General features: G+C 72.2%; 19 protein-coding genes and 1 rRNA gene. 9 read left to right on the top strand and 11 right to left on the bottom strand.

Annotated features, from left to right (window positions below):
• Positions 1-91 (top strand): 5S ribosomal RNA (gene rrf / locus ACWDAK_RS25525); the annotation flags it as partial.
• Between the two features lie 95 nt (positions 92-186).
• On the opposite strand, the gene ACWDAK_RS25520 is transcribed toward rrf, so the two are convergent.
• Both ACWDAK_RS25520 and ACWDAK_RS25515 read right to left on the bottom strand, forming a co-directional pair.
• The gene (locus tag ACWDAK_RS25520; RefSeq protein WP_344635113.1) at positions 187-642 is read right to left on the bottom strand and encodes a GNAT family N-acetyltransferase; all 456 of its coding nucleotides are present in this window, start codon (positions 640-642) and stop codon (positions 187-189) included.
• Positions 643-717: 75 nt separating this feature from the next.
• Complete coding sequence (locus ACWDAK_RS25515; RefSeq protein ID WP_427394693.1) at positions 718-1,509, bottom strand: VOC family protein; 792 nt, start codon at positions 1,507-1,509, stop codon at positions 718-720.
• Positions 1,510-1,748: 239 nt separating this feature from the next.
• Between ACWDAK_RS25515 and recD2 the strand changes: the two genes are divergently transcribed.
• The 3 genes from recD2 (at position 1,749) to ACWDAK_RS25500 (ending at position 6,703) form a co-directional block, all read left to right on the top strand.
• Positions 1,749-3,980, top strand: a complete 2,232-nt coding sequence (gene recD2 / locus ACWDAK_RS25510) for an SF1B family DNA helicase RecD2 (RefSeq protein WP_427394716.1) — start codon at positions 1,749-1,751, stop codon at positions 3,978-3,980.
• Between the two features lie 223 nt (positions 3,981-4,203).
• Complete coding sequence (locus ACWDAK_RS25505; RefSeq protein WP_344635115.1) at positions 4,204-5,493, top strand: citrate synthase; 1,290 nt, start codon at positions 4,204-4,206, stop codon at positions 5,491-5,493.
• Between the two features lie 490 nt (positions 5,494-5,983).
• A complete protein-coding gene (locus tag ACWDAK_RS25500; protein WP_344635116.1) occupies positions 5,984-6,703 on the top strand; it encodes an SDR family NAD(P)-dependent oxidoreductase in 720 nt (239 codons plus the stop codon).
• 126 nt (positions 6,704-6,829) lie between these two features.
• Here ACWDAK_RS25500 and ACWDAK_RS25495 read toward each other — a convergent pair whose 3' ends face one another.
• The 3 genes from ACWDAK_RS25495 to ACWDAK_RS25485 all read right to left on the bottom strand — a co-directional run bounded on the left by ACWDAK_RS25495 (position 6,830) and on the right by ACWDAK_RS25485 (position 10,620).
• Positions 6,830-9,100 (bottom strand): heavy metal translocating P-type ATPase, encoded by a 2,271-nt coding sequence (locus tag ACWDAK_RS25495; RefSeq protein ID WP_427394694.1) that lies wholly within the window; start codon positions 9,098-9,100, stop codon positions 6,830-6,832.
• A 69-nt stretch (positions 9,101-9,169) separates the two neighbouring features.
• Positions 9,170-9,388 (bottom strand): heavy-metal-associated domain-containing protein, encoded by a 219-nt coding sequence (locus ACWDAK_RS25490; RefSeq protein WP_344635118.1) that lies wholly within the window; start codon positions 9,386-9,388, stop codon positions 9,170-9,172.
• Positions 9,389-9,612: 224 nt separating this feature from the next.
• Positions 9,613-10,620, bottom strand: a complete 1,008-nt coding sequence (locus ACWDAK_RS25485) for a PrsW family glutamic-type intramembrane protease (protein ID WP_427394695.1) — start codon at positions 10,618-10,620, stop codon at positions 9,613-9,615.
• A 135-nt stretch (positions 10,621-10,755) separates the two neighbouring features.
• Here ACWDAK_RS25485 and ACWDAK_RS25480 point away from each other — a divergent pair, with 135 nt between their 5' ends.
• The gene (locus ACWDAK_RS25480; RefSeq protein WP_427394696.1) at positions 10,756-11,946 is read left to right on the top strand and encodes a PP2C family protein-serine/threonine phosphatase; all 1,191 of its coding nucleotides are present in this window, start codon (positions 10,756-10,758) and stop codon (positions 11,944-11,946) included.
• 195 nt (positions 11,947-12,141) lie between these two features.
• On the opposite strand, the gene dhaL is transcribed toward ACWDAK_RS25480, so the two are convergent.
• Together dhaL and dhaK are read right to left on the bottom strand one after the other, a co-directional pair.
• Positions 12,142-12,762 carry a dihydroxyacetone kinase subunit DhaL gene (gene dhaL, locus ACWDAK_RS25475; protein WP_344635121.1) on the bottom strand — a complete coding sequence of 207 codons (621 nt, stop codon included), beginning with the start codon at positions 12,760-12,762 and terminating at the stop codon, positions 12,142-12,144.
• Positions 12,763-12,789: 27 nt separating this feature from the next.
• Entirely contained in the window at positions 12,790-13,785 is a 996-nt protein-coding gene (dhaK, locus tag ACWDAK_RS25470) for a dihydroxyacetone kinase subunit DhaK (RefSeq protein WP_427394697.1), read from the bottom strand.
• Between the two features lie 128 nt (positions 13,786-13,913).
• Between dhaK and dhaM the strand changes: the two genes are divergently transcribed.
• On the top strand, positions 13,914-14,306 hold the full coding sequence (dhaM, locus tag ACWDAK_RS25465; RefSeq protein WP_344635123.1) for a dihydroxyacetone kinase phosphoryl donor subunit DhaM: 393 nt from the start codon (positions 13,914-13,916) through the stop codon (positions 14,304-14,306).
• A 174-nt stretch (positions 14,307-14,480) separates the two neighbouring features.
• Here the strand turns inward: dhaM and ACWDAK_RS25460 are convergent, their stop codons facing one another.
• Together ACWDAK_RS25460 and ACWDAK_RS25455 are read right to left on the bottom strand one after the other, a co-directional pair.
• Positions 14,481-16,178, bottom strand: coding sequence for a bifunctional 3'-5' exonuclease/DNA polymerase (locus ACWDAK_RS25460; protein ID WP_427394698.1), 1,698 nt, complete (start codon positions 16,176-16,178; stop codon positions 14,481-14,483).
• A 64-nt stretch (positions 16,179-16,242) separates the two neighbouring features.
• Positions 16,243-16,890: a TetR/AcrR family transcriptional regulator C-terminal domain-containing protein gene (locus tag ACWDAK_RS25455; RefSeq protein ID WP_344635125.1), complete on the bottom strand. Its 648-nt coding sequence runs from the start codon at positions 16,888-16,890 to the stop codon at positions 16,243-16,245.
• 94 nt (positions 16,891-16,984) lie between these two features.
• Here ACWDAK_RS25455 and ACWDAK_RS25450 point away from each other — a divergent pair, with 94 nt between their 5' ends.
• On the top strand, positions 16,985-17,419 hold the full coding sequence (locus ACWDAK_RS25450; RefSeq protein WP_344635126.1) for an ester cyclase: 435 nt from the start codon (positions 16,985-16,987) through the stop codon (positions 17,417-17,419).
• A gap of 72 nt (positions 17,420-17,491) precedes the next feature.
• Positions 17,492-19,525 carry a M3 family metallopeptidase gene (locus tag ACWDAK_RS25445; RefSeq protein WP_344635127.1) on the top strand — a complete coding sequence of 678 codons (2,034 nt, stop codon included), beginning with the start codon at positions 17,492-17,494 and terminating at the stop codon, positions 19,523-19,525.
• A 64-nt stretch (positions 19,526-19,589) separates the two neighbouring features.
• Here ACWDAK_RS25445 and ACWDAK_RS25440 read toward each other — a convergent pair whose 3' ends face one another.
• The gene (locus tag ACWDAK_RS25440; RefSeq protein ID WP_344635128.1) at positions 19,590-20,303 is read right to left on the bottom strand and encodes a G1 family glutamic endopeptidase; all 714 of its coding nucleotides are present in this window, start codon (positions 20,301-20,303) and stop codon (positions 19,590-19,592) included.
• A 249-nt stretch (positions 20,304-20,552) separates the two neighbouring features.
• Here ACWDAK_RS25440 and ACWDAK_RS25435 point away from each other — a divergent pair, with 249 nt between their 5' ends.
• Entirely contained in the window at positions 20,553-21,515 is a 963-nt protein-coding gene (locus ACWDAK_RS25435) for a helix-turn-helix domain-containing protein (protein WP_427394699.1), read from the top strand.
• Positions 21,516-21,528: 13 nt separating this feature from the next.
• On the opposite strand, the gene ACWDAK_RS25430 is transcribed toward ACWDAK_RS25435, so the two are convergent.
• A complete protein-coding gene (locus ACWDAK_RS25430) occupies positions 21,529-22,977 on the bottom strand; it encodes a glycoside hydrolase family 5 protein (protein WP_427394700.1) in 1,449 nt (482 codons plus the stop codon).
• Positions 22,978-23,022: the final 45 nt, after the last annotated feature.

Below are 23,022 nucleotides of genomic sequence, written 5' to 3'. Positions count from 1 at the left end.
GCCCGGTTACATTCCGAACCCGGAAGCTAAGCCTCACAGCGCCGATGGTACTGCAGGGGGGACCCTGTGGGAGAGTAGGACGCCGCCGAACAATTATTCAGGGCTGTGGCCCCAGCAATTCGCTGGGGCCACAGCCTTTTTTGTTTTCCCGGCGCCAGCCGGTTTCTCCGGACGGTCAGTGCCGAGTCAGAGGGTGAGCTTGAACCCGATGTGAGAGGGCACGAAGCCGAGGCGCTCGTAGAAGCGGTGGGCGTCGGTGCGGGTCGCGTCGGAAGTGAGCTGGACCAGGCCGGCGCCGAGTTCGCGGGAGCGGTCGACGGCCCACCGGATCAGCTCGGTGCCGAGGCCGTTACCGCGTTCGGTGTCGTGGACCCGCACGGCTTCGATGATGGTGCGGCTGGTGCCGCGGCGGGAGAGGCCGGGAAGGACCGAGAGCTGGAGGGTGCCGACGACCCGGTTCTCCCGCTCGGCGACGATCAGGTGTTGGTCGGGGGCGGCGGTGATGCGGGCGAAGGCGTCCTGATAGGGCGTCAGGTCGTCGGGGGACTCCCGGGTCGCTCCGAGCGGGTCGTCGGCGAGCATGGCGACGATCGCGGACAGGTCGGCCAGGACGGCGGGTCGGATGCTCAGTTGGGTGGTCATGTCGGCAGACCCTAGTCCAGACCGTTCAGCACCCCTTGTCGCGGCCCGGACGGGCTCTCCGGTGGTGATCGTCCATCAGTCTGCAGGACCTGCACTGGTGATGACGGCGAAGGGGGCGCCGTGCGGGTCGATCAGCTGGGCGAAGCGGCCGACACCGTGGGCGTTCCTGGCCGGCGCCCGGACGGCGCCGCCGAGCTGCCGGGCCTTGGCGATCGTGGCATCGGCGTCGGGGACCTCGAAGTACGGGAGCCAGTGCGAGCCGAGGCCGGCGGCTGCCTGGTCAGCGGTCAGCTGCATGATGCCGCCCTGGCCGCTGCTGGTACCGCCGCCGATGGGGGTGAGCACGGTGTAGGTGGCCTCGCCGAACGGGACGTCCTGCTCCTGCCAGCCGAAGACCGAGCGGTAGAAGTCCTTGGCGGCGGCCGGGTCGGCGCTCAGCAGTTCGGTCCAGCAGAGGCTGTTGGGAATGGTGACCGCGCCGAGGCCGCCGGTGTCGCGGGCCTGCCAGACGGCGAACTGGGCGCCGGTCGGGTCGGTGAGGCCGGACATCCGGCCGTGGCCGAAGACGTCGACGGGACCGAAGCGCACGTCGCCGCCGGCCCGCCGGACCCGGGCGGTGGTGTCGTCGGCATCCTCGGTGGCGAAGTAGACCGTCCAGGCGGGGGCGGCGCGCTCCTCGGTGAGCGGGCCGAGGCCGCCGACGGCCCTGTCGTCCAGCCGGAAGAAGCCGTAGTCGTCGGCCTCGGGGCCGGCGGAGTCGAGGGACCAGCCGAAGAGGGCGGAGTAGAAGTCCCGGGAGGCGCCGGGGTCGGGGCTGCCGAGATCGAGCCAGATCGGGGAGCCGGGGACGAAGTCGGTGGTGAGCATGGTGATCCTTCGACGGACGCGGTGGTGCCCCCTCTGGCATCCTCGGGCCTGCCCCGGACGGCCACAACCGGGGTGCCGGGCCCGGGGAGGGCGCCGGACCGGCCGGAGTTCCCGGGTTGTCGGTGGTGGGCGGTACGGTGCGTGGCGGAAGGTCACCGGTAACCGAGCGAAGAGGGGGCCTGGTGGGGACGCAGCAGCGGTCGGCCCGGCAGGCGGACGGGAGCAGCACCGGCCAGGGCCTGCCCGGGGCCTCGGGCGGGCAGCCGCCGCAGCGCCAGCTGGCCCAGGTGGAGGGGGTGCTGGAGCGGATCACCTACGCCAACGAGGAGACCGGCTACACGGTTGCCCGGGTGGACACGGGCCGTGGGTCGCACGATCTGCTGACGGTGGTAGGGGCGCTGCTGGGCGCGCAGCCGGGGGAGTCGCTGCGGCTCTTCGGGCGCTGGGGCTCGCATCCGCAGTACGGCAAGCAGTTCATGGTGGAGAACTACACGACCGTGCTGCCCGCGACGGTGCAGGGCATCCAGCGCTATCTGGGGTCGGGGCTGATCAAGGGGATCGGGCCGCGGTTCGCCGAGCGGATCGTGGAGCGGTTCGGGGTGGACACCCTGGAGGTGATCGAGCAGGAGCCCGAGCGGCTGATCGAGGTGCCGGGGCTCGGTCCGAAGCGGACGAAGATGATCGCCGCGGCCTGGGAGGAGCAGAAGGCCATCAAGGAGGTGATGGTCTTTCTGCAGGGGGTCGGAGTCTCCACGTCCCTGGCTGTGCGAATCTACAAGAAGTACGGCGACAGTTCGATCGGGGTGGTGAAGAACGAGCCGTACCGGCTGGCGGCCGATGTCTGGGGCATCGGGTTCCTGACGGCCGACAAGATCGCGCAGGCGGTCGGCATCCCGCACGACAGTCCGGAGCGGGTGAAGGCGGGGCTGCAGTACGCGCTGTCGCAGAGCAGTGATCAGGGGCACTGCTACCTGCCCGAGGAGCGGCTGATCGCCGACGGGGTGAAGCTGCTTCAGGTGGATGTCGGCCTGGTGATCGATTGCCTGTCGGAGCTGGTGGCCGAGGAGGGCGTGGTCCGCGAGCCGGTGCCGGGGGAGGCCGGGGAGCCGGTCACGGCGGTGTATCTGGTGCCGTTTCACCGGGCGGAGATCTCGTTGGCGAACCAGCTGATCAGGTTGCTGCGGTCGGAGACCGACCGGATGGCGGGCTTCGCGGAGGTGGACTGGACGGCCGCGCTGGAGTGGCTGGCGCAGCGTACGGGGGCCGAACTCGCCCCCGAGCAGCGGGAGTCGGTGAAGCTGGCGCTGACCGAGAAGGTGGCGGTGCTGACGGGCGGTCCGGGCTGCGGCAAGTCGTTCACGGTGAAGTCGATCGTGACGCTGGCGCTGGCCAAGCGGGCGAAGGTGGTGCTGGCGGCGCCGACGGGGCGGGCGGCGAAGCGGCTGTCGGAGCTGACGGGGGTGGAGGCGTCGACGGTCCACCGGCTGCTGGAGCTGCGTCCCGGGGGTGAGGCCGCGTACGACCGGGACCGGCCGCTGGACGCGGACCTGGTGGTGATCGACGAGGCGTCGATGCTGGATCTGATCCTGGCGAACAAGCTGGTGAAGGCGGTCGCGCCGGGGGCACACCTGCTGTTCGTGGGCGATGTGGACCAGTTGCCCTCGGTCGGGGCGGGCGAGGTGCTGCGGGACATGCTCTCCGAGGGCAGCCCGATCCCGTCGGTCCGGCTGACCAGGATCTTCCGGCAGGCGCAGCAGTCCGGTGTGGTGACCAACGCGCACCGGATCAACGAAGGGCTGCCGCCGATCACCGACGGGCTGAAGGACTTCTTCCTGTTCGTCGAGGAGGACACCGAGCGGGCGGCCGGGCTGACGGTGGACGTGGTGGCTCGCCGGATCCCGCAGAAGTTCGGGCTCGACGCCCGCAGGGACGTCCAGGTGCTGGCTCCGATGCACCGGGGTCCGGCGGGCGCGGGGAACCTGAACACGCTGCTGCAGGCGGCGGTCACACCGGCGCGCGAGGGGTTGCCGGAGCGCCGGTTCGGCGGCCGCACCTTCCGGGTGGGTGACAAGGTGACCCAGATCCGGAACAACTACGAGAAGGGGCAGAACGGCGTCTTCAACGGCACGGTCGGGGTGGTGACCTCGCTCAGCGTCGAGGAGCAGCGACTGATGGTGCTCACCGACGAGGACGAGGAGGTGCCGTACGACTTCGATGAACTGGATGAGCTCTCGCACGCGTACGCGGTGACCATCCATCGTTCCCAGGGGAGTGAGTACCCGGCGGTGGTGATTCCCGTCACCACCTCAGCCTGGACGATGCTGCAGCGGAACCTGCTCTACACGGCCGTGACACGGGCGAAGAAACTGGTGGTGCTGGTCGGGTCACGGAGAGCGATCGGGCAGGCTGTTCGGTCGGTCAGTGCAGGTCGGAGGCACTCTGCGCTTGATCATCGGCTGGCGACTGGATGATCATCCAAGGGGGGTGGCGGCTTCGAGGTTGTCTTGACGTAAAGAGATTTAAGGCAGAGCCTAGTCTGACGCCGATCTTGTCCGGTACATACCGGCGGTGGCGGCAGGTTTTGTAGGACCGGGCCCTTTTCGGCCCACCCCGGGTGAGCAGCTGTCCCTCGGATGGGGGATCGTAGAGTCAGTCAGGACACCTAGGGATTTTCATTTCGTCGGTGAGGAAGACGTGAGCGACACATCGGTAGTACTGCGGTACCAGGACGGCGAATACGAGTACCCCGTCGTCGAGAGCACTGCTGGCAACGCCGGCTTCGACATCTCGAAGCTGCTTCCGCAGACCGGTCTGGTCACCCTGGACAACGGCTTCGGCAACACCGCCGCCTACAAGTCCGCGATCACCTTCGTGGACGGTGACAAGGGCATCCTGCGCTACCGCGGCTACCCGATCGAGCAGCTGGCCGAGCAGGGCAGCTTCATCGAGACCGCGTACCTCCTGATCAACGGCGAGCTGCCGACCGCGGACCAGCTGCAGAAGTTCAACGCCGAGATCACCCAGCACACCCTGCTGCACGAGGACGTCAAGCGCTTCTTCGGCGGGTTCCCGCGCGACGCCCACCCGATGGCCATGCTGTCCTCGGTCGTCGGCGCGCTGTCCACCTTCTACCAGGACAGCCACAACCCGTTCGACGCCGGCCAGCGCCACCTGTCGACGGTCCGCCTGCTGGCCAAGCTGCCGACCATCGCGGCCTACGCCTACAAGAAGTCGGTCGGCCAGCCGTTCGTCTACCCGCGCAACGACCTGAGCTACGTCGAGAACTTCCTCCGGATGACCTTCGCGGTCCCCGCTGAGGACTACGAGATCAACCCGGTCATCGTCAACGCGCTGGACAAGCTGCTGATCCTGCACGCGGACCACGAGCAGAACTGCTCGACCTCCACGGTCCGCCTGGTGGGTTCCAGCCACGCCAACCAGTTCGCCTCGATCTCGGCCGGTATCTCGGCGCTCTGGGGCCCGCTGCACGGTGGCGCCAACCAGGCCGTGCTGGAGATGCTGGAGCAGATCCAGAAGGACGGCGGCGACGTCGACGCCTTCATCCGCAAGGTGAAGAACCGCGAGGACGGCGTGAAGCTCATGGGCTTCGGTCACCGCGTGTACAAGGCGTTCGACCCGCGCGCCCGCCTGGTCAAGGGCCTGGCCCACGAGGTCCTCGGCCAGCTCGACAAGACGGACGAGCTGCTGGAGATCGCGCTCAAGCTGGAGGAGCACGCGCTCAACGACGACTTCTTCATCTCGCGCAAGCTCTACCCGAACGTGGACTTCTATACCGGCCTGATCTACCGCGCCATGGGCTTCCCGACCAGCATGTTCACCGTGCTGTTCGCCCTCGGCCGACTGCCGGGCTGGATCGCCCACTGGCACGAGATGATCAACGACCCGACCAGCCGGATCGGCCGTCCGCGGCAGATCTACACCGGCGTGGAGATCCGCGACTACGTCGCCCTCGACGCGCGCTGACACCGGTCTGAACCGAAGGGCCCGGCTGCCACGGCAGCCGGGCCCTTCGACGCGACAACGCACGACGCCCGAGGGCGACCGGGCCAGGAACGGCCGCTCAAAGCGTTCCTGGCCGGCCGCGCCCCGGCGTCGTGCGCGATGACCGCCGAACCGTCGGCAGTCGTCCCGGGGCCCGCCGGAGCCCCGTCGGCGACAGCGGTGGGTCCTGCGACGACGTGATGCCGTTCGCGGCGCCGCTGCCCACCAAAAGCTGCCGCACTACAAAAGGTAAGACGTATCAGGGGGTGCAAAGTTACGCCTGGAGGGTGTGAGTTGGCTCTCTCCACGCTCTGTATGCGCCCGTACCCCCGCTCATATCACACGATCCGCAGCGCGCGACATCACCCTCCCCGCAGACGCGGCAACCCAGCGTGATAGGAATCGTGCCAATCCGGTACGGACCGGCCGCGCTCGCCGAAGCAGCGGCGGCGGGCAGGGAGGGAGCGCGCAGATGGCCAGAAACGTCGTCGTCACGGGTGGCGGCACGGGTATCGGGTACGAGGTGGCCCGGCGCTTCGCCGAGGCGGGTGAGCAGGTCGTGATCGTCGGGCGCCGGCGAGCAGTGCTGGAGCGGGCCGCCGCCGACCTGGGCGCCAACGTCACGCCGCTGGTCTGCGACCTGGCCGACCCGGACGCCGTCGAGGACGCGCTGGCCGAGCTGCCCGAGCAGATCGACGTACTGGTCAACAACGCCGGCAGCCGGGAGACCGTGATCGGGGCCGGGCCGCACGCCGTGCTGGCGCGCTGGCGGGGGGACTTCGAGCGCAACGTCCTCACCGTGGTGATGCTCACCGAGTCGATCCGGGACCGGCTGACCCAGGGCACCGGCCGGGTGGTCACGGTCAGTTCGATCGCGGCCCTGCGCGGGGCCGGCTCGTACGGGGCCGCCAAGGCCTCGCTGCACGCCTGGAACCACTTCCTGGCCGCGCAGCTCGGCCCCTCCGGCATCACCGCCAACATCGTGGCGCCCGGGACGGTCGCGGGCACCGAGTTCTTCGGCCCCCGGCTGGACGACGCGGAGGTGTCGCGGCGGGCCGCCCGTACCCTGCTCGGCCGGATCGGTGAGACCGGCGAGGTCGCGGCGGCGGTGTACTTCCTGGCCTCGCCGGAGGCGGGGTTCATCACCGGCGAGATCCTGCACTGCAACGGCGGCGAGCTGCTCGGGCGCTGAGCGCTTCGCCGCGTGCCGCTCGATCGGCCCTGAGACACCCCGATCAGCCCTGACACCCCGATCGGCCCTGGGCACCCGGGCCGCGCGAGCAAGTCGCCGGGTGCCCAGGGCCGGGGGCCCGGGCGGCTACGCGGAGGTGAAGTGCCTCAGCCGGAGGCTGTTGGTGACCACGAAGACCGAGGAGAAGGCCATCGCGGCGCCGGCGACCATCGGGTTGAGCAGGCCGGCCGCGGCCAGCGGTACGGCGGCGACGTTGTAGGCGAACGCCCAGAAGAGGTTGCCCTTGATGGTGGCCAAGGTGCGGCGGGAGAGCCGGATGGCGTCGGCGGCCGAGCGCAGGTCGCCGCGGACCAGGGTCAGGTCGGCGGCCTCGATCGCGGCGTCGGTCCCGGTGCCCATGGCCAGGCCCAGGTCGGCCTGGGCGAGTGCGGCGGCGTCGTTCACACCGTCACCGACCATCGCCACCGAGCGGCCCTCGGCCTGTAGCCGGCGCACCGCGGCCACCTTGTCCTCGGGCAGCACCTCGGCGACCACGTCCTCGGCCGGGATGCCGACCTCGGCAGCCACGGCCTCGGCGGCCCGCCGGTTGTCACCGGTGAGCAGAACCGGACGCAGGCCCAGCGCCCGCAGCTCGCGGATCGCCTCGGCACTGGTGGGCTTGACCGTGTCGGAGACCTCCAGCACGGCCCGGGCCGCGCCGTCCCAGCCGACCACGACGGCGGTCCGGCCGGCCGCTTCCGCGGCCGACTTGGCGGCCGCCAGCGCGGGCGGCAGCCACCGGGCCCGGTCGGCGAGCAGCGCCTCGCGCCCGGCCGCCACCTCGCGGCCCTCGACCACGCCCCGCACGCCCCGTCCGGGGACGTTCTCGAAGCTTTCGACGGCGGGCAGCTCGCCGACCCGGGCGGCCGCCTCCTGGGCGACGGCCTGGGCGATCGGATGCTCGGAGGCGTGCTCCAGGGCACCCGCCAGCCGCAGGGCCTCGGCCTCGGACACACCCTCTTCGGTGTGCACGGCGGTGAGCGCCATCCGCCCGGTGGTCACGGTGCCGGTCTTGTCCAGCACCACGGTGTCCACCGCCCGGGTGGTCTCCAGGACCTCGGGGCCCTTGATCAGGATGCCCAGCTGGGCGCCGCGGCCGGTGCCGACCATCAGGGCGGTCGGGGTGGCCAGGCCCAGGGCGCACGGGCACGCGATGATCAGCACCGCGACGGCGGCGGTGAACGCCTCGGTGGCGCCGTGGCCGAGCAGCAGCCAGGTGATCAGGGTGCCGAGCGCGATCAGGATGACCACTGGGACGAACACGGCGGAGATCCGGTCGGCCAGGCGCTGGGCGGAGGCCTTGCCGTTCTGGGCGTCCTCGACCAGCTTGGCCATCCGGGCGAGCCGGGTGTCGGCGCCCACCCGGGTGGCCTCGACCACCAGGCGGCCGCCGGCATTGACGGTGGCGCCGGTGACCGGGTCCCCGACCGTGACCTCGATCGGGACGGACTCGCCGGTGAGCATCGAGGCGTCCACGGCGGAGGCGCCCTCGACCACCACGCCGTCGGTGGCGATCTTCTCGCCGGGGCGCACCACGAAGCGCGTGCCGGTGGTGAGCCGGTCGACCGGCAGCCGTACCTCGCGGCCGTCCCGCAGCACCGCGACGTCCTTGGCGCCGAGCTCCAGCAGGGCGTGCAGGGCGGCGCCCGCGCGGCGCTTGGAGTGGTGCTCCAGCCAGCGGCCGAGCAGGATCAGGGTGGTGACGCCCGCGGCCGTCTCGAGGTAGAGCGAGGAGGAGGCATCGCCGCCGCCGACCGAGAGCGAGAACTCGTGGCGCATCCCGGGCAACCCGGCGTCGCCGTAGAACAGGGCCCAGACCGACCAGCCGAAGGCGACCAGGGTGCCGAGCGAGACCAGGGTGTCCATGGTGGCCGCGCCGTGCCTGAGGTTGGTCCAGGCGGCGCGGTGGAAGGGCAGGCCGCCGTGCACGACGACCGGGCCGGTGAGGGCGAAGGCCAGCCACTGCCAGTTGTCGAACTGGAGGGCGGGGATCATGGAGAGCAGCACCACGGGCACGGAGAGCGCGAGGCTGACCAGCAGCCGCGACCAGAGCGGGTCGGGCTCGGCCTGCGGTCCGGCCTCCGCCGCGGGACTTGCCGGAGCGGCGGGCGGGGCGGGCAGCTCGGCGGTGTAGCCGGTCTGCTCGATCCTGGCGATCAGGTCGGCCACGCTCACCTCGGGGGCGAAGTCCACCCGGGCCTTCTCGGTGGCGAAGTTGACCATGGCCTCGACGCCGTCCATCCGGTTGAGCTTCTTCTCGATCCGGGCCGCACAGGAGGCGCAGGTCATTCCGCCGATGGAGAGTTCCACCCGCTCGCGGACGGCCCCGGACGCTATGCCTGGGGTGCTGCTGCTCATGCTCGTCGCTCCTTGCCGAGCTCGGTGCGGGCGCAGGGGGCGCGCCGGGGCACGCCCCCCACGGTGGGCTCAGGCGGCCGGGCCGACCAGTTCGTAGCCGGCCTCGTCGACGGCGGCGCGCACGGCGTTCTCGTCCAGCGGGGAGTCGGAGGAGATGGTGACGGTGCCGGCCCCGGCGTCGGCGGAGACCTCGATCACACCGGGCAGGGCGGATACCTCCTCGCTGATCGACTTCTCGCAGTGGCCGCAGCTCATGCCGCTGACGGTGTAGGTGATGGTGCTCGACATTCGGGGCCTCCGGGTCGGTGCTGTCCGAGCGGGTCCGCTCGGGCGCTTGCGTGGTTCGCGCTTCTGTCCGTCCACCACACAGTACCCCTAGGGGGTATTCATTGAGCAAGGAATGTGGTGCATGTCGCAGTCCGCGCGGGTGGTTCTCCAGCGGTCGGGGCAGTGCGGCGCCCGGTTCCGGCGAGTGGCCGGAACCACCCGCCCGGGCGAGTGCGTGTGCGCGGTCAGGGCGTCCGGCCGTGTCGGATCAGGGCGAGCAGCCAGAGCAAGCCGCCGAGGGAGACCAGCACCAGGCCGCCGACGTCGTACAGGGTGTAGAGGTGCACCTGCTCCTCGGTGGGTGAGGGGAGGTAGCCGAGGGCGAACAGGGCCCGCTGGTGGGCGCTGGCGGTGGTGTGGGCGACCAGCCAGACGGCGATGCCGCTCATGCTGTCCCAGAGTGCGTGCAGCAGTGCCACGCCCAGGTAGGTGCGCAGCACCGGAGCGTCGAGCCGGAAGTGGGTGCCCTGCCGTTCGCGGAAGAGTACGCCGCCGAGGATGGCCGTCCACAGGATGTGCCCGACCGGGGCCAGGATGCCGCGCAGGATCTCGGTCTCGACCAGGTCGCGCAGCGAGAGTCCCTGCACGGTGAGTACGGCGTTGAAGGCGTACCCGGCGCTCTCGAAGGCGGCGAATCCGGCGCCGACGGCCGCGCCCAGCACCAGCCCGTGCCGCAGTCCGGTGACCGGCATCCGCCGGGCGACGGCGATCAGCGCGGCCAGCTTCACCCCCTCCTCGATCAGCCCGACGAGCACGTACATCCACGCCGAGGGTGAGACGAAGTAGCTCTCCAGGACCGAGGCGCCCAGCACGCCGATGATGCCGCCGATGCCGAAGCAGGCGAAGATCCGCTCGGTGCCCACGTCGGTCGCGAAGTGTTCGTATGCCCAGACCACGAAGGTGGTCGGGACGAGGAAGCTGCCCAGCAGCACGATGGTCGGGACCAGGTTGCTGTTGCCGGTGAGGAAGGTGACCACGACGGTGGCGCCCCAGAGTGCCAGGCCGGTGAGGAGCAGCTTCAGCCAGTGCTGGGTCGGGGCGACGGCGGGCGGGCCGGGGGGTGCGCCGCCGGGCGGGCCGGGTGGCCATCCCGGTGGCCGGCTCGGCGGGTGACCGGGCGGCTGGCCGCCGGGCTGGGCGGGGCGGCCCCAGTGCGGGGTCGACGGTGGCGGGGTGCTGCCGGGCCCGGACATCAGCGGTCGCCTTCCCTCGTTCCGGCGGTGGACGGGGTCACGCTCCCGTACGGTATGACAATTCGGACAATTCATTGGTATTCCGGATATCGGCGCGTGGCGCAGTGCTGGGATTCCTCCGATATGTTTCGGTATGTGCTTCGGATCCGCCGCGCCCAGTCCCCTGCGAAGCCCCGGTCGGCCGGGTTGCCACGGGCCAGGCGGGAGAGCGCGCTGCTCGCCACCGACCTGCAGGATCTGACCCTCCGCCGCCGGGCCACCCCGGCGCTGCTGGCGATCGTGGCGGTGTCGCTGACCGACTTCTTCTCCGGACAGGACCGCTATCTGGCGCCGTTGATGGTGATGGTGCCGTCGATCGCCGCCCTAACGCTGCGCCCCGCCGAACTGCTGCTGGTCTGCTCGCTCGGCTTCCTGGCCCTGCTCGGGCTGAGCCACTACGACCGGATGGACCACCTGCAGGACGGCCGGTTCCTCTTCGGAGCACTCCTCAGCTATGTGGCGCTGACGGTGTTCAGCGCCTGGCTGGCCCGTCTGCGGATGCACCGGGCGGCCGCGTTCGCAGCCGTGAGCTCGGTGGCCGAGGCCGCGCAGCGGGCGCTGCTCAGCCTGCCGGGCCCCTCGGTCGGGCCGCTGCGACTGGCCGTGCGGTACGTCTCGGCGGCGGACGCGGCGCGGATCGGCGGTGACCTGTACTCGGTGCTGGACACCCCGCACGGCACCCGGGTGCTGGTCGGAGACGTCCGGGGCAAGGGACTGGGCGCGGTGCAGACCGCCGCCGTGGTGCTCGGTGCCTTCCGCGAGGCGGCGTACGACGAGAACGGCCTGGCGTCGGTGGCGTCCCGGATCGAGGCCAGTGTCGAACGACACGTACCGGAAGGGGAGTTCACCACCGCGCTGTTCGCCGAGTTCCGCCGGCCCGGGACGATGGAACTGCTGCACTACGGGCATGTCCCGCCGATCCGGGTCGGACGGGACGGCACGGTGACGGTGCTGGAGGCCGCCGATCCGTGGGTGCCGCTGGGGCTCGGCACGCTCGCGAGCGGCTCACCGAAGAGCGTCGCCCTGTCGTTCGGCCCCGAGGACGTCCTGGTGCTCTGCACGGACGGGGTGATCGAGGCCAGGCACCACGGGTCCGGCGAGTTCTATCCGCTGGCCGAGCGGGTGGGCCCGTTGGTGCGGGACGCCGCGCGCTCGGCGGCGGAGCTGGAGAGCGCGGTCGGGCGGGTCTATGCGGACCTGCTGGTGCACACCGGCGGGGAGCTCGACGATGACGCGCTGCTGCTGCTGATCAGCCGGACGGATCAGGACCGGTCGAAGGTCGGCTGAGCGAGTCCGGGGCGGGGACGCCGGTACCGCCCGGGGCACGGGGAGCGCGTGACCGGACCGCTGTCGAGGTGCGCGGTCGCGCACGCGGCTCCTCGCACCCCCGAGCGGGTACGACTTCGCGCCGGGCAGGCGCCTTCCGTCCCGCGCGCAGTCGGCCGGGCGCGGCCCTGCCCCGGGGCGGCGCCTGCCGGTGGTTCAGGCGGCGTGGGTGACCTGGGCGAGGGTGTGGAACAGCAGGGCGGTCGAGGTCGCGCCGGGGTCCTGGTGGCCGGTGCTGCGGGGGCCGAGGTAGGAGGCGCGGCCCTTGCGGGCCTGGAGCGGAACGGTGTCGCGCGCGCCCTGGGCGGCGGCCGCGTCCGCGGCGTCGGCCGCACTGGGCAGACCGTCGGCGGCGGCGGCCTCGAAGGCGGCGGTGGCCGGGGCCCAGGCGTCCACGATGGTCTTGTCGCCGGGCGCGGCCCCGCCCAGCTGCTGGATCGCCAGCAGGCCCTCGGCGAGGGCGGCGGCCAGCTCGGCCGGGGTGGCCGTGGCCTGCGGGAGCGCCTTGCCCATGGCGCGGAACGCGCTGCCGTACAGCGGGCCGGAGGCGCCGCCGACCTTGGAGATCAGCGTGGTGCCGGTCTTGGCGAGGACCGCTCCGATGGAGTCGGGCTCCAGGGTGTCCAGGGCCGTGATCACGGCGGTGAAGCCACGGCGCAGGTTGCTGCCGTGGTCGCCGTCGCCGATCGCCGAGTCCAGCTCGGTCAGGTACGACTCCTGCCGCTCGACGGCGGCGGCGGTCTCCCGGATCCAGGCGAGGGCGAGTTCGGTGTCCACTTCGGTGCTCCTCCAGGGGGATCGGGGTCAGGACCAGTTCAGGGCCGGGGTGGCCACCGGGGCGTCCCACAGCTCCAGCAGTTCGGGATCGGCCTTGGTCAGAGTGAGCGAGAAGCCCGCCATGTCCAGGCTGGTGACGTAGTTGCCGACCAGGTTGCGGGCGATCCGGACACCGCGCTCGGCGAGCCTGGCCCGTACCTCCCCGTAGACCACGTACAGCTCCAGCAGCGGTGTGCCGCCGAGTCCGTTGACCAGGGCGATCACCTCGTCGCCCGCGGTCAGTTCATGGTCGGCGAGGATGGTGTCCACCACTTCGGCCACCAGTTCGGCGGCCGGGCGGTGCCGTTCCCGGCGGCGCCCCGGCTCGCCGTGGATGCCGACGCCGATCTCGATCTCGTCCTCCGGCAGGTCGAAGCCGGGCTTCCCGACGGCCGGCGTGGTCGCCGCGGTGAGCGCGACGGCGAAGGAGCGGGAGGCGGCGTTGACCCGCCGGCCGGTCTCGGCTACCTGGTCCAGCGGCGCGCCGCGTTCGGCCAGCGCACCGGTGATCTTCTCCACCATCACGGTCGCCCCGGTACCCCGGCGGCCCGCCGTCCAGGTCGAGTCCTCCACCGCGACGTCGTCGTCGACCAGGACCGTGCGGATCTCGATGCCCTCCTCGGCGGCCAGTTCGGCGGCGAGTTGGAAGTTCATCACATCGCCGGTGTAGTTCTTCACGATCAGGACCACGCCCGAGCCGCTGTGCACCCGCTGGACGGCGGTCAGTACCTGGTCGGGCACCGGGGAGGTGAACACCTCGCCGGGACAGGCGGCATCGAGCATGCCGCGGCCGACGAAACAGGAGTGCAGCGGCTCGTGGCCCGACCCGCCGCCGGAGATCACGGCCACCTTGGGACGTCCGGGACGGCCCGCTCTGCTGATCACGCGGTTGGGAATGTCGACCGCCAACTCCGGGTGCGCGGCGGCGAGTCCGGTCAGCGCGTCCGTCAGGACGGTTTCCGGTGAGTTGATCAGCTTCTTCAAGGCACACTCCCTCGGCAGATCTTGAAGGTGACGTTACGCCAGCCGACACGGCTTGGTGAGCGATACGACACGCCGAGTCTCGAACTGGCCGTCGACTGGCGGGCGATGAAGCGGGCTAGGGTCGGAGCATGGCCAAGCACGTGGGTATCGTTCTCGTCTCGCACAGCCCCGCCATGGCGGCCGGACTGCGCGAGCTCCTCGCCGAACTCGGTTCCGACGGCGTCACCGTGGCGATCGCCGCGGGCACCGAGGACGGCAGTCTCGGCACCAGCTACGACCTGATTGTCCGCGCGGTCGAGGAGGCGGACGGCGGCGTCGGGGTGGTCATGGTGCCGGACCTCGGCAGTTCGGTACTCACCGCACGGGTCGTACTGGAGGATCATCCGCGCGACGGGGTGGTCCTGGTGGACGCCCCCTTCGTGGAGGGCGCGGTGGCGGCCGTCGTCACGGCCTCGACCGGGGCGGACCTGGCAGCAGTGGTCGGGGCGGCCGAACAGGCGCGCGGTTTCCGGAAGTTCTGAACCCGGCGGCGGGGAGCCGGGACCCGCACCGAGCGGTCCACGCCGGTCCTCGGGACGGCGGGGCACACCGCTCCACGGGCGAGGGTCGACCGGCCCGGCGCGCCAGGCCGTGGCCGCCTTCGTCCCACTGGGCAGCGGCCTGCCCGAGCGACCGCGCTCCCAGGAGGCGGCGCGCTACTTGGCGTCGGCGTAGCAGTCCGCGATGGTGGCGCTCAGCGGGAAGCGCACGGGAGTGTCGCCGAAGACCAGGGTGCGGGCCTCCTCGGCGGCATCCGCCACGGCCGCGGCCACCTGGTCGGCCAGGTTGAGCGGGGTGTGCACCACCACTTCGTCGTGCTGGAAGAAGACCAGGTGCGGCCGGTCCGCGCCGGACTCCAGCGCGGTCAGCCGCCGGCGCAGCGCGGCGAGCAGTGCGAGGGCCCAGTCCGCCCCGCTGGCCTGGATGACGAAGTTGCGGGTGAACCGCCCGCGTGCTCTGGCCGAGCGGCCGCCGGCCTCCGTGGCGGATTCGGGGGCCTCGGTCAGATCCAGCCAGTCGGCGGAGGGCGGCGGACAGGTGCGGCCGAGCCTGGAGCGAACGATCCCGCCGTCCTCCCCGGTGCGGGCGGCGGCCTCGACGTACCCCATGGCGGTGGGGTAGCGGCGGCGCAGGGTGGCCAGCAGTGGGCCGATGTCGCCGCTGGTCTGCCCGTACATCGCGCCGAGAAGGCCGAGTTTGGCCTTGTCGCGGTCGCCGTGGAAGGCGGTGGCGGCGAGCGCGCTGTAGAGGTCGCCCTCGGCGGCGCTGCGGGCCAGCCCGGCGTCCTGGGAGAGCGCGGCCAGCACCCGAGGCTCCAGCTGGGCGGCGTCGGCGACCACCAGCGTCCAGCCGGGGTCGGCGACCACGGCGCGGCGCAGGATCCGGGGGATCTGCAGCGCGCCGCCGCCCCGGCTGGCCCAGCGCCCGGAGACCACGCCGCCGACCACGTACTCGGGGCGGAACCGGCCGCCCCTGGCCCAGGCGTCCTGCCAGGCCCAGCCGTGGGCGGCGTGCAGTCTGGAGAGCTCCTTGTAACGGGTCATCAGGCGGGCGGCGGGGTGGTCGACGCGGTTCAGCTCCCAGGAGCGGGTGGAGCCGAGCTGGATGCCCTGCTCGGCGAAGGCGCGCAGCACCTGGCTGTGCGAGTCGGGGTTGAACGGGCGGCCGCCGAGTGCCTGTTGCAGCTCGACGGCCAGCTCGGCGAGCCGGCTGGGCTGGGTGCCGGGGACGGTCGGGCGCGGGCCGAGCAGCTCGGTGAGCAGCCGGTCGTGGATGTCGGCGCGCCAGGGCAGCCCGTCATGGGACATCTCGGCCGCCAGCAGGCCGCCGGCGGACTCGGCGGCCACCAGCAGCCGGAAACGTGCGCGGGTCGCCGGGTCGGCGATCGAACCGGTGCGGCGCTGCTGTTCGGCGTGGACGGCGACCACTGCCGCCAGCGGGTCGGTGCCGGGCGGGAGCTGCAGGCGGTCCGGGGCGAAGAGGCCGTCCTGGTCGTCCGGCCCGGCGCTCTCCGGCAGGTCCGCGGGCACGGGCAGCCCGCGCAGCCTGGCCCAGGCGGCGCCCAGTGAGCGCGGCGCACCCCAGGCGCCGTCGTGGCCGAGCAGCAGGGCCTCGGTCAGCCGCAGGTCGTGGCAGCGGGCCAGGCGCAGCGGCAGCAGCGGTGCGTACGCGCTGTCGGCGGCGGCCCAGACCCAGCGCGGCTGCTCGGCGGCCTCGCGCTCGGCGACGGCGGCGGCCAGGTCGGGGGTCCGGACGGGCGGGCCGAGCGGGTTGCCGTCCTCGGCGAGCGGTTGGAGGCGCCCGCCCGGGCCGTGCGGGTCGGGCACCAGGGCGGTACGGGGGGCCGGGGCCATGGGGTCTCCTCCTCTCGGACGGGCATTCGCCCGACGGTAGCGCCCCGTACTGACAACCGGGGCGTCAGCGCGGCCGCGGGGCCGGATGGTGGCCGGCGAGGCCGGTGAGCAGGGTGTTCAGCACGAGGTCGAAGCGGGCCTGGTGGTCGGCGGGGGTGCCGAGGCCGGCTGCGGCCGCGGCGGCGAGGACCGGGAAGCCGGTGAGGTCGGGGCCGGTCCCGGCCGCCGCCGTGTCACCGGGCGGGTCGGCCTCGGCGAGGCAGTGGCCGATGACGGCGGTGGTGACGGAGTTGATGATCCGCAGCGCGACGAGCGGCGCGATCCCGGCGCGGCCGAGAGCCGCCGCCGCCTCCTCGACGGCGGCCAGGGCGTCGGCGGTGCGCGCGGGCCGGGAGGCCACCAGCGGCAGCACGCCGGGGTGGCGGAGCAGCTCGGCGCGCAGCCGGACCGCGAACTCCCGCAGCCAGCGCGGCCATTCCTCCGGCGGTCCGGAGGGGGTGGGGCGCACGGCGGAGACCACCAGCTCGACCAAGCCGTCCAGCAGGGCGGCCTTGTTGGGCAGGTAGTGGTACAGCGTCATGGCCTCGACGCCGAGTTCGGTGCCTAGGCGGCGCATCGAGAGTTTCTCCACGCCCTCGCGGTCGGCGAGCTGGAGTGCGGCGGTCAGGACCTTGGTACGGCTCAGCCCGGCCCGCCTGGCGGTGGCTGCCACGGTTGCCCCCTTGACGTTTCTTACGGCGTAAGGGAATAGTACTCGGCAGCGGCGGACCTTACGCCGTAAGAGACCGTCCGAGGGGGACACCGACATGACCGACGCCATCGGGAGCAACAAGCGGCTCGTCGCCGACTTCTTCACCGCCCTGAACGAGGCCAGGATCACCGACCTGGGCGACTTCCTGGCCGCCGACGTGATCGACCACAACAAGGTCGTCTTCGGCGAGCCGGACGAGCCGGGCGCCGCCTTCGCGGCGATCGCGACCCAACTGACGGCGCTGGCGCCCTACCGCGCGCAGGTGGAGGAGCTGATCGCGGAGGGCGACCGGGTGGTCGCCCGGATCACCCAGACCGGCGTGAGCTCGGCGGCGCACCCCCGGATGCCGGAGCCGACCGGACGGAGCTTCAGGAACGAGGCCATCTTCGTCTTCACCGTCGCAGCCGGGCGGATCAGCGAGATGCGCTGCGTCTCCGACCGACTGGGCCTGTTCCTGCAGCTCGGCTGGGACTGGCCGACCGAGGACTGACCGGCCCACCGGGCGCCACGAGGGTCGATCGGCCCGTAGGCAGCGGTCTTGACAGCGCGTAAGGTTCGGGCAATGAGCGACAACCCCTTCTTCGAGCCCAGCACCCTGGCCTACGGACTCCCGCCCTTCGCCGAGATCCGGGAAGAGCACTATCTGCCCGCCTTCGAGCGGGGAATGGCCGACCAGCTGGCCGAGATCGCGGCGATCGTGGCCGACCCCGAGCCGCCTAGCTTCGACAACACGCTGGTGGCGCTCGAGCGTTCGGGGGTGCTGCTGCACCGGGTGCGGCTGGTCTTCGACAACCAGCTCGCCTCCGACGCCACCGACGCGCTGCAGGAGCTGGCCGCCGAGATCAGTCCGAGGCTCGCGGCGCACGCCGACGCGATCCACCTCGACCCTGCGCTCTACGCCCGGGTGCGCGCCGTGTACGAGGCCCGCGAGACCCTGGACCTGGACGCCCAGGCGCTGCGCCTGCTGGAGCGCCACCACACCCGGTTCGTCCGGGCCGGGGCCAGGCTGTCGCCCGCCGAGCAGCAGCGGCTGCGTGAGATCAACGCCCAGCTGGCCTCAGACGCGACGACCTTCCGGCAGAACGTGTTCGACGACACCAGGGCCCGGGCCCTGGTGCTGGACAGTGCCGAGCAGCTGGACGGCCTGCCCGCCGGCCAGATCGCCGCGGCCGCCGAGAACGCCAAGGCGCTCGGCCACCCGGACGGTACCCACGTGCTGAGCCTGAAGAACTTCTCCAACCAGCCCGAGCTGGCCTCCCTCACCGACCGCGCCGTGCGCGCCCGGCTGCTGGAGGCCTCGCTCGGCCGGGCGGTGGAGTCCAACGGCCCGGTGGCGATCCGGATGGCCCAGCTGCGCGCCGAGCGCGCCGCGCTGCTCGGCTACCCCAGCTACGCCGCGTACGTGGTGGCCGACGAGACCGCCGGCACGGTCGAGGCGGTGGACGCGATGCTGGCCCGCCTGGTGCCCCCCGCCGTGGCCAACGCCGAGCGCGAGGCCGCCGAACTGGCCAAGGCCGCCGCGGCCGACGGCATCACCGAGCTCGCCGCGCACGACTGGGCCTACTACTCGGAGCAGGTCCGCAAGGCCGTCTACGACCTGGACACCGCCGCGCTGCGCCCGTACTTCGAGCTGGAGCGGGTGCTGCGCGACGGCGTGTTCCACGCCGCCAACCTGGCCTACGGTCTGACCTTCACCGAGCGGGACGACCTCACCGGGTACCACCCGGACGTCCGGGTCTTCGAGGTGTTCGAGGCGGACGGCAGCCCGCTGGGCCTGTTCCTCGGCGACTTCTACGCCCGGGAGTCCAAGGGCGGCGGCGCCTGGATGAACGAACTGGTCCCGCAGTCGGAGCTGCTCGGCCGGCGTCCGGTGGTGGTCAACAACCTCAACATCGCCCACCCCGCCCCCGCTGAGCCGGCCCTGCTGACCTGGGACGAGGTGCGGACGCTCTTCCACGAGTTCGGCCACGCGCTGCACGGCCTGTTCTCCGCCGTCCGCTACCCGCTGTTCTCCGGGACCGAGGTGCCGCGCGACTTCGTGGAGTTCCCGTCCCAGGTGAACGAGATGTGGATGGACTGGCCCGAGGTGCTGGCCAACTTCGCCAGGCACCACGAGACCGGCGAGCCGCTGCCGGCCGAGGTGGTGGCGCGGATCGACGCCGCCGAGCAGTTCGGCCAGGGCTTCCGCACGGTCGAGTACCTGGCCGCCGCGCTGCTCGACTGGGCCTGGCACACCGTGCCCGCGGGCCAGGAGATCGCCGACGCCCAGGAGTTCGAGGCGGCCGCGCTGGCCCGGGCCGGGCTGGCACTGCCGGCCGTCCCGCCGCGCTACCGCAGCACGTACTTCAGCCATATCTTCGCGAGCGAGTACAGCGCGGGCTACTACGCCTACATCTGGTCGGAGGTGCTGGACGCGGACACCGTCGAGTGGTTCCGCTCAGGCGGCCGTACGGTGCGCGCGAGTGGCGAGATCTTCCGCGCCGAACTGCTCTCGCGCGGCGGCAGCAAGGACGCGCTGGACTGCTTCCGGGCCGTGGTCGGCCGTGACCCCGAGATCGCCCCGCTGCTCAAGCGGCGCGGTCTGACCGGAGCCTGATCCAAAGGCGCCTGTGCTCCGCTCCGCCGCCGGGTCCGGCCCCGCGGCGGAGCGGAGCGGCCGGTCAGTTCGCCGGGACGATGGAGAACGAGCCGTTCTGCAGGCCCGTCTCGGTGTACTGGCCGCTGTCGATGGCCTGCGGCGAGTACGCGTCGAAGGTCCGCCCGTTCACCGTGACACCGCTGAAGTCCAGGCTGTCGAAGGACGGGTAGCTCTGGGAGGGCGACTCGATGACCGCCTCGGCGCTCACGTTCCGGGCGTTCAGGTGCTGACGGGTGGTCTCGGTCCAGCCCTTGGTGTTGTCGGTGAGCTTCAGGGTGTAGCTGCCGCTGCCGTTGTAGACCACGCTGCCGGTGAAGCTGTCGCCGGCGTCCACCGGGTCGTTGAAGTACTGCGGCGGGGCCGGGTACATCTCGTACCAGCCGGAGTAGACCGGTGATCCGCTGGAGCAGTCCACCTGGACGCCGGTCTGCTCCACCGTCTGCGAGCCGTAGCCGTCTATGCCGACCCAGGGCGCGAACAGGTCGTCGGAGGTGTTGCACTGCACCTGCGGCATGGTCCAGGAGCCGGTGACGGTACGGAAGTTGCTGCCCTGGGCGACGTAGCCGCCCCAGACGCCGCCGTCGTAGTCGTACGAACCCCGGGAGTGATGGCCGTAGTAGTGCACGGCCCGTGCGGAGCCGGTGGGGGCCGCGGCACTCGCGGGCGTGGCGAGCGCGGCGGTGGAGACCGCGAGCAGGACGGCTGCCGCGAAGGAGGCGGTACGGATCGCACGCATGAAGAACTCCTGGTGGGGGTCGGGGACTTCGGCGGACCACCGGAGGGGTGTGGGGTCGGCCCCGGTGGACGTTGTCGCCAAGCGTGCGGGGAGCTCGACCCCGGGCGGAAGGCAATGGGCAGGTCAGGAACGCGTCATGGCGGGTACATGTCTTGTCGGAGGTCCCTTGCGTTCGCCCGCCCGATGGCACAGAGTCGGACTTCACCTGCGGACTTCTCCCGCAGGACGGGGATCGGGAAGGGGGTACCGATGCCGGAGCCCGCAGGGGCCAGATTCGCCGGGTTGGGCATCGGCGCGGATGCGGAGGAGCTGTATCTGCGACTGCTCGACGCCGGCAGCGCCTCCGCGCAGCAACTCGGCGCCTGGGCCGGGCTGAGCGCCGAACGCTCACTGGCCGCGCTGGAGTCGCTGGCCGACCACGGTCTGGTGGAGCGGCCGGCCAGGGGGCAGCGGCGCTGGACGGCCGCCGCGCCCGATGTGGCGCTGGAGGAGCTGCTTCTCCAGCGCGAGGTCGAACTCCGCCGGGCGCGCGGGCGGATCAACGAGCTGATGCGCACCTACCGCCGGCGGCAGTCGGGGGCGGGCGAGCTGGTCGAGGTGATCACCGGCCGCGAGTCGGTCGCCGAGCTCTGGCGCAGCCTGCAGCTCGGCGCCCGTGAGCAGTTACGGCTGCTCGACCGACCGCCGTACATCCGCCGCAGCGATCCCGACACCGAACTCGCCCTGCTGGGGCGCGGCGTGACGATGCGCGTGGTGTACGAGAGCCGGGTGCTGCGCGAGCCGGCCCGGGTGGCGGAGATCCGCGGCTTCGTCCGGGGCGGTGAACAGGCCCGGGTGCTGCCGGAGTTGCCGCTCAAGCTGGCGGTGGTCGACTCGCGCTGGGCGATGCTGCCGGTGAGTGCGGGCACCGAGTCGCAGCACGTGCTGCTGGTCCGGCCGTCCTCGCTGCTGGACGCGCTGATCGGGCTGTTCGAACTGTACTGGTCGCACGCCATGCGGTTCCCGGCGACGGACACCGAGACGGAGCCGGAGGACCGGCACCAGCGCCTGCTCGGCCTGCTGGCCGCGGGGCTCACCGACGAGAGCATCGCCCGCCAGCTCGGGGTCTCCACCCGGACGGTGCAGCGCTGGGTGCGGGAGCTGATGGACCGCTTCGGCGCGCGCACCCGGTTCCAGGCGGGGATCCAGGCGGCGCGGGCCGATCTGCTCTGACGGCCCGACCGACTCACACCCTGATGGTGACGGCGACCCGGGTGCCCGGGGCGGTGCACGGGAGCAGGATCCGGGCCAGACCGGAGCGGTCGGGGCCGGGCCGCTCGACCACCACCGCCGAGACGCGGGCACCGCTGACGCTCACCCCCTCCGGTCCGGTGCTGCTGCCGGGCGGGAGCACCACCTCGGTCCAGCCCGGGCGGCCGGAGGTGAAGGCGAGCCGGTAGAGCCCGTTCCGGTAGGACTCCGTCCCGGGGAGTCCGGCGAGGGCGACCGCGTACGGTTCGAAGGCGGGTCCGTCGCCGGGCGCGGGCCGGCCGTCCGGGCCCAGCGCGCAGTAGCCGCCGGTGCCCCGGCACCAGTACCACATCGTCCAGGCGGCGGCGAAGCCCGCCATGGCGTCGACCTGCCGCCGCACCAGCCGGGTGTTGCCCGGGGTACGGGAGTCGGGCGGCCCCCACTCGCCGACCAGGACGGGGAGGCGGCCGGCCCGGGGGTAGGCGGTGATGGCGGCGGTGTAGTGCTCGACGAAGCCGTCGGACGGGTCCCAGTCCTGCCCCGCCTCGACCGCCGTGTCGTAGAAGTGCGGGGCGTAGCCGAGCCTGGGCGCGCCGCCGCGTGGGTCCGCGAAGGCCGGGAGCCGGGTCGGTAGGCCCTCGCCGACCAGGACCGTGGGCTCCACGAACAGCCAGGAGCGGGTGTCCACCCGGCGGACGGCTGCGATCAGCCGCTGGTACATCGCGGCGAGCCGCCCCTGCTCCAGTTCGGCGGCGGACGCCGCCAGGACGGCCGGGTCACTGGGGTCGCCGTCGACGGGGCCGAACGGCTCGTTGAACAGGTCGTAGCCCAGCAGGGCGCGGTGGCCGCCGAGTTCACGGGCGATCCGGGTGTAGAAGTCGGTCTGCCACCGCCGCAGGTCGGGGTCGTCGTAGAGGTGTCGGAAGGCCGCCTGCACGGCGGGCTGGAAGTACCCGGCGAACCAGTCGTCCGGGTCCGGGGTGAACGGCAGTCCGTCGTCCCGGGTGGCCCAGAGCGGAATGCCGCGGTCGCCGCCGCCGAACTCCGGCCCGTACACGTCCTGGTGGAAGTCGATCACGGCCAGCAGTCGGTACTCGGCCGCCCGGTCGAGCAGCCCGCGCAGCTTGGCCAGTTCGGTCTGGTCGTAGGAGTCCCGGGCGGGCTCGAGACGGGCCCAGGAGACGGCCACTCGGATCAGCGTGAAGCCGTGCGCGGCGATGGACCTGAGGTCGCCTTCGGTGGTCTCGTCGTACTTGTCCACGTTGAAGCCGCGCAGCTGGAGTGCCCGGCCGCCTTGATCGGCCAGGACGGTACGGCCGTCGGCAGAGGTGGCGGTGCCGGTGGGGAAGCGGGCCGCCTCGGCCGCGGGGGCGGGTGCGGCGGCGACGGTGCCCAGGAGGGCGGTGGCGAGGGTGAGTGCTGCGGCGGTCCGGCCAAAGCGCACGGGACACCTCGGAAGGGGAGGGGTGGTGACCGCCGATGATGCCGC

Source organism: Kitasatospora sp. NPDC001175, assembly GCF_053598215.1.
The sequence above is the reverse complement of the archived record's forward strand: the minus strand, read 5'-3'. Positions and strand labels throughout refer to the sequence as shown.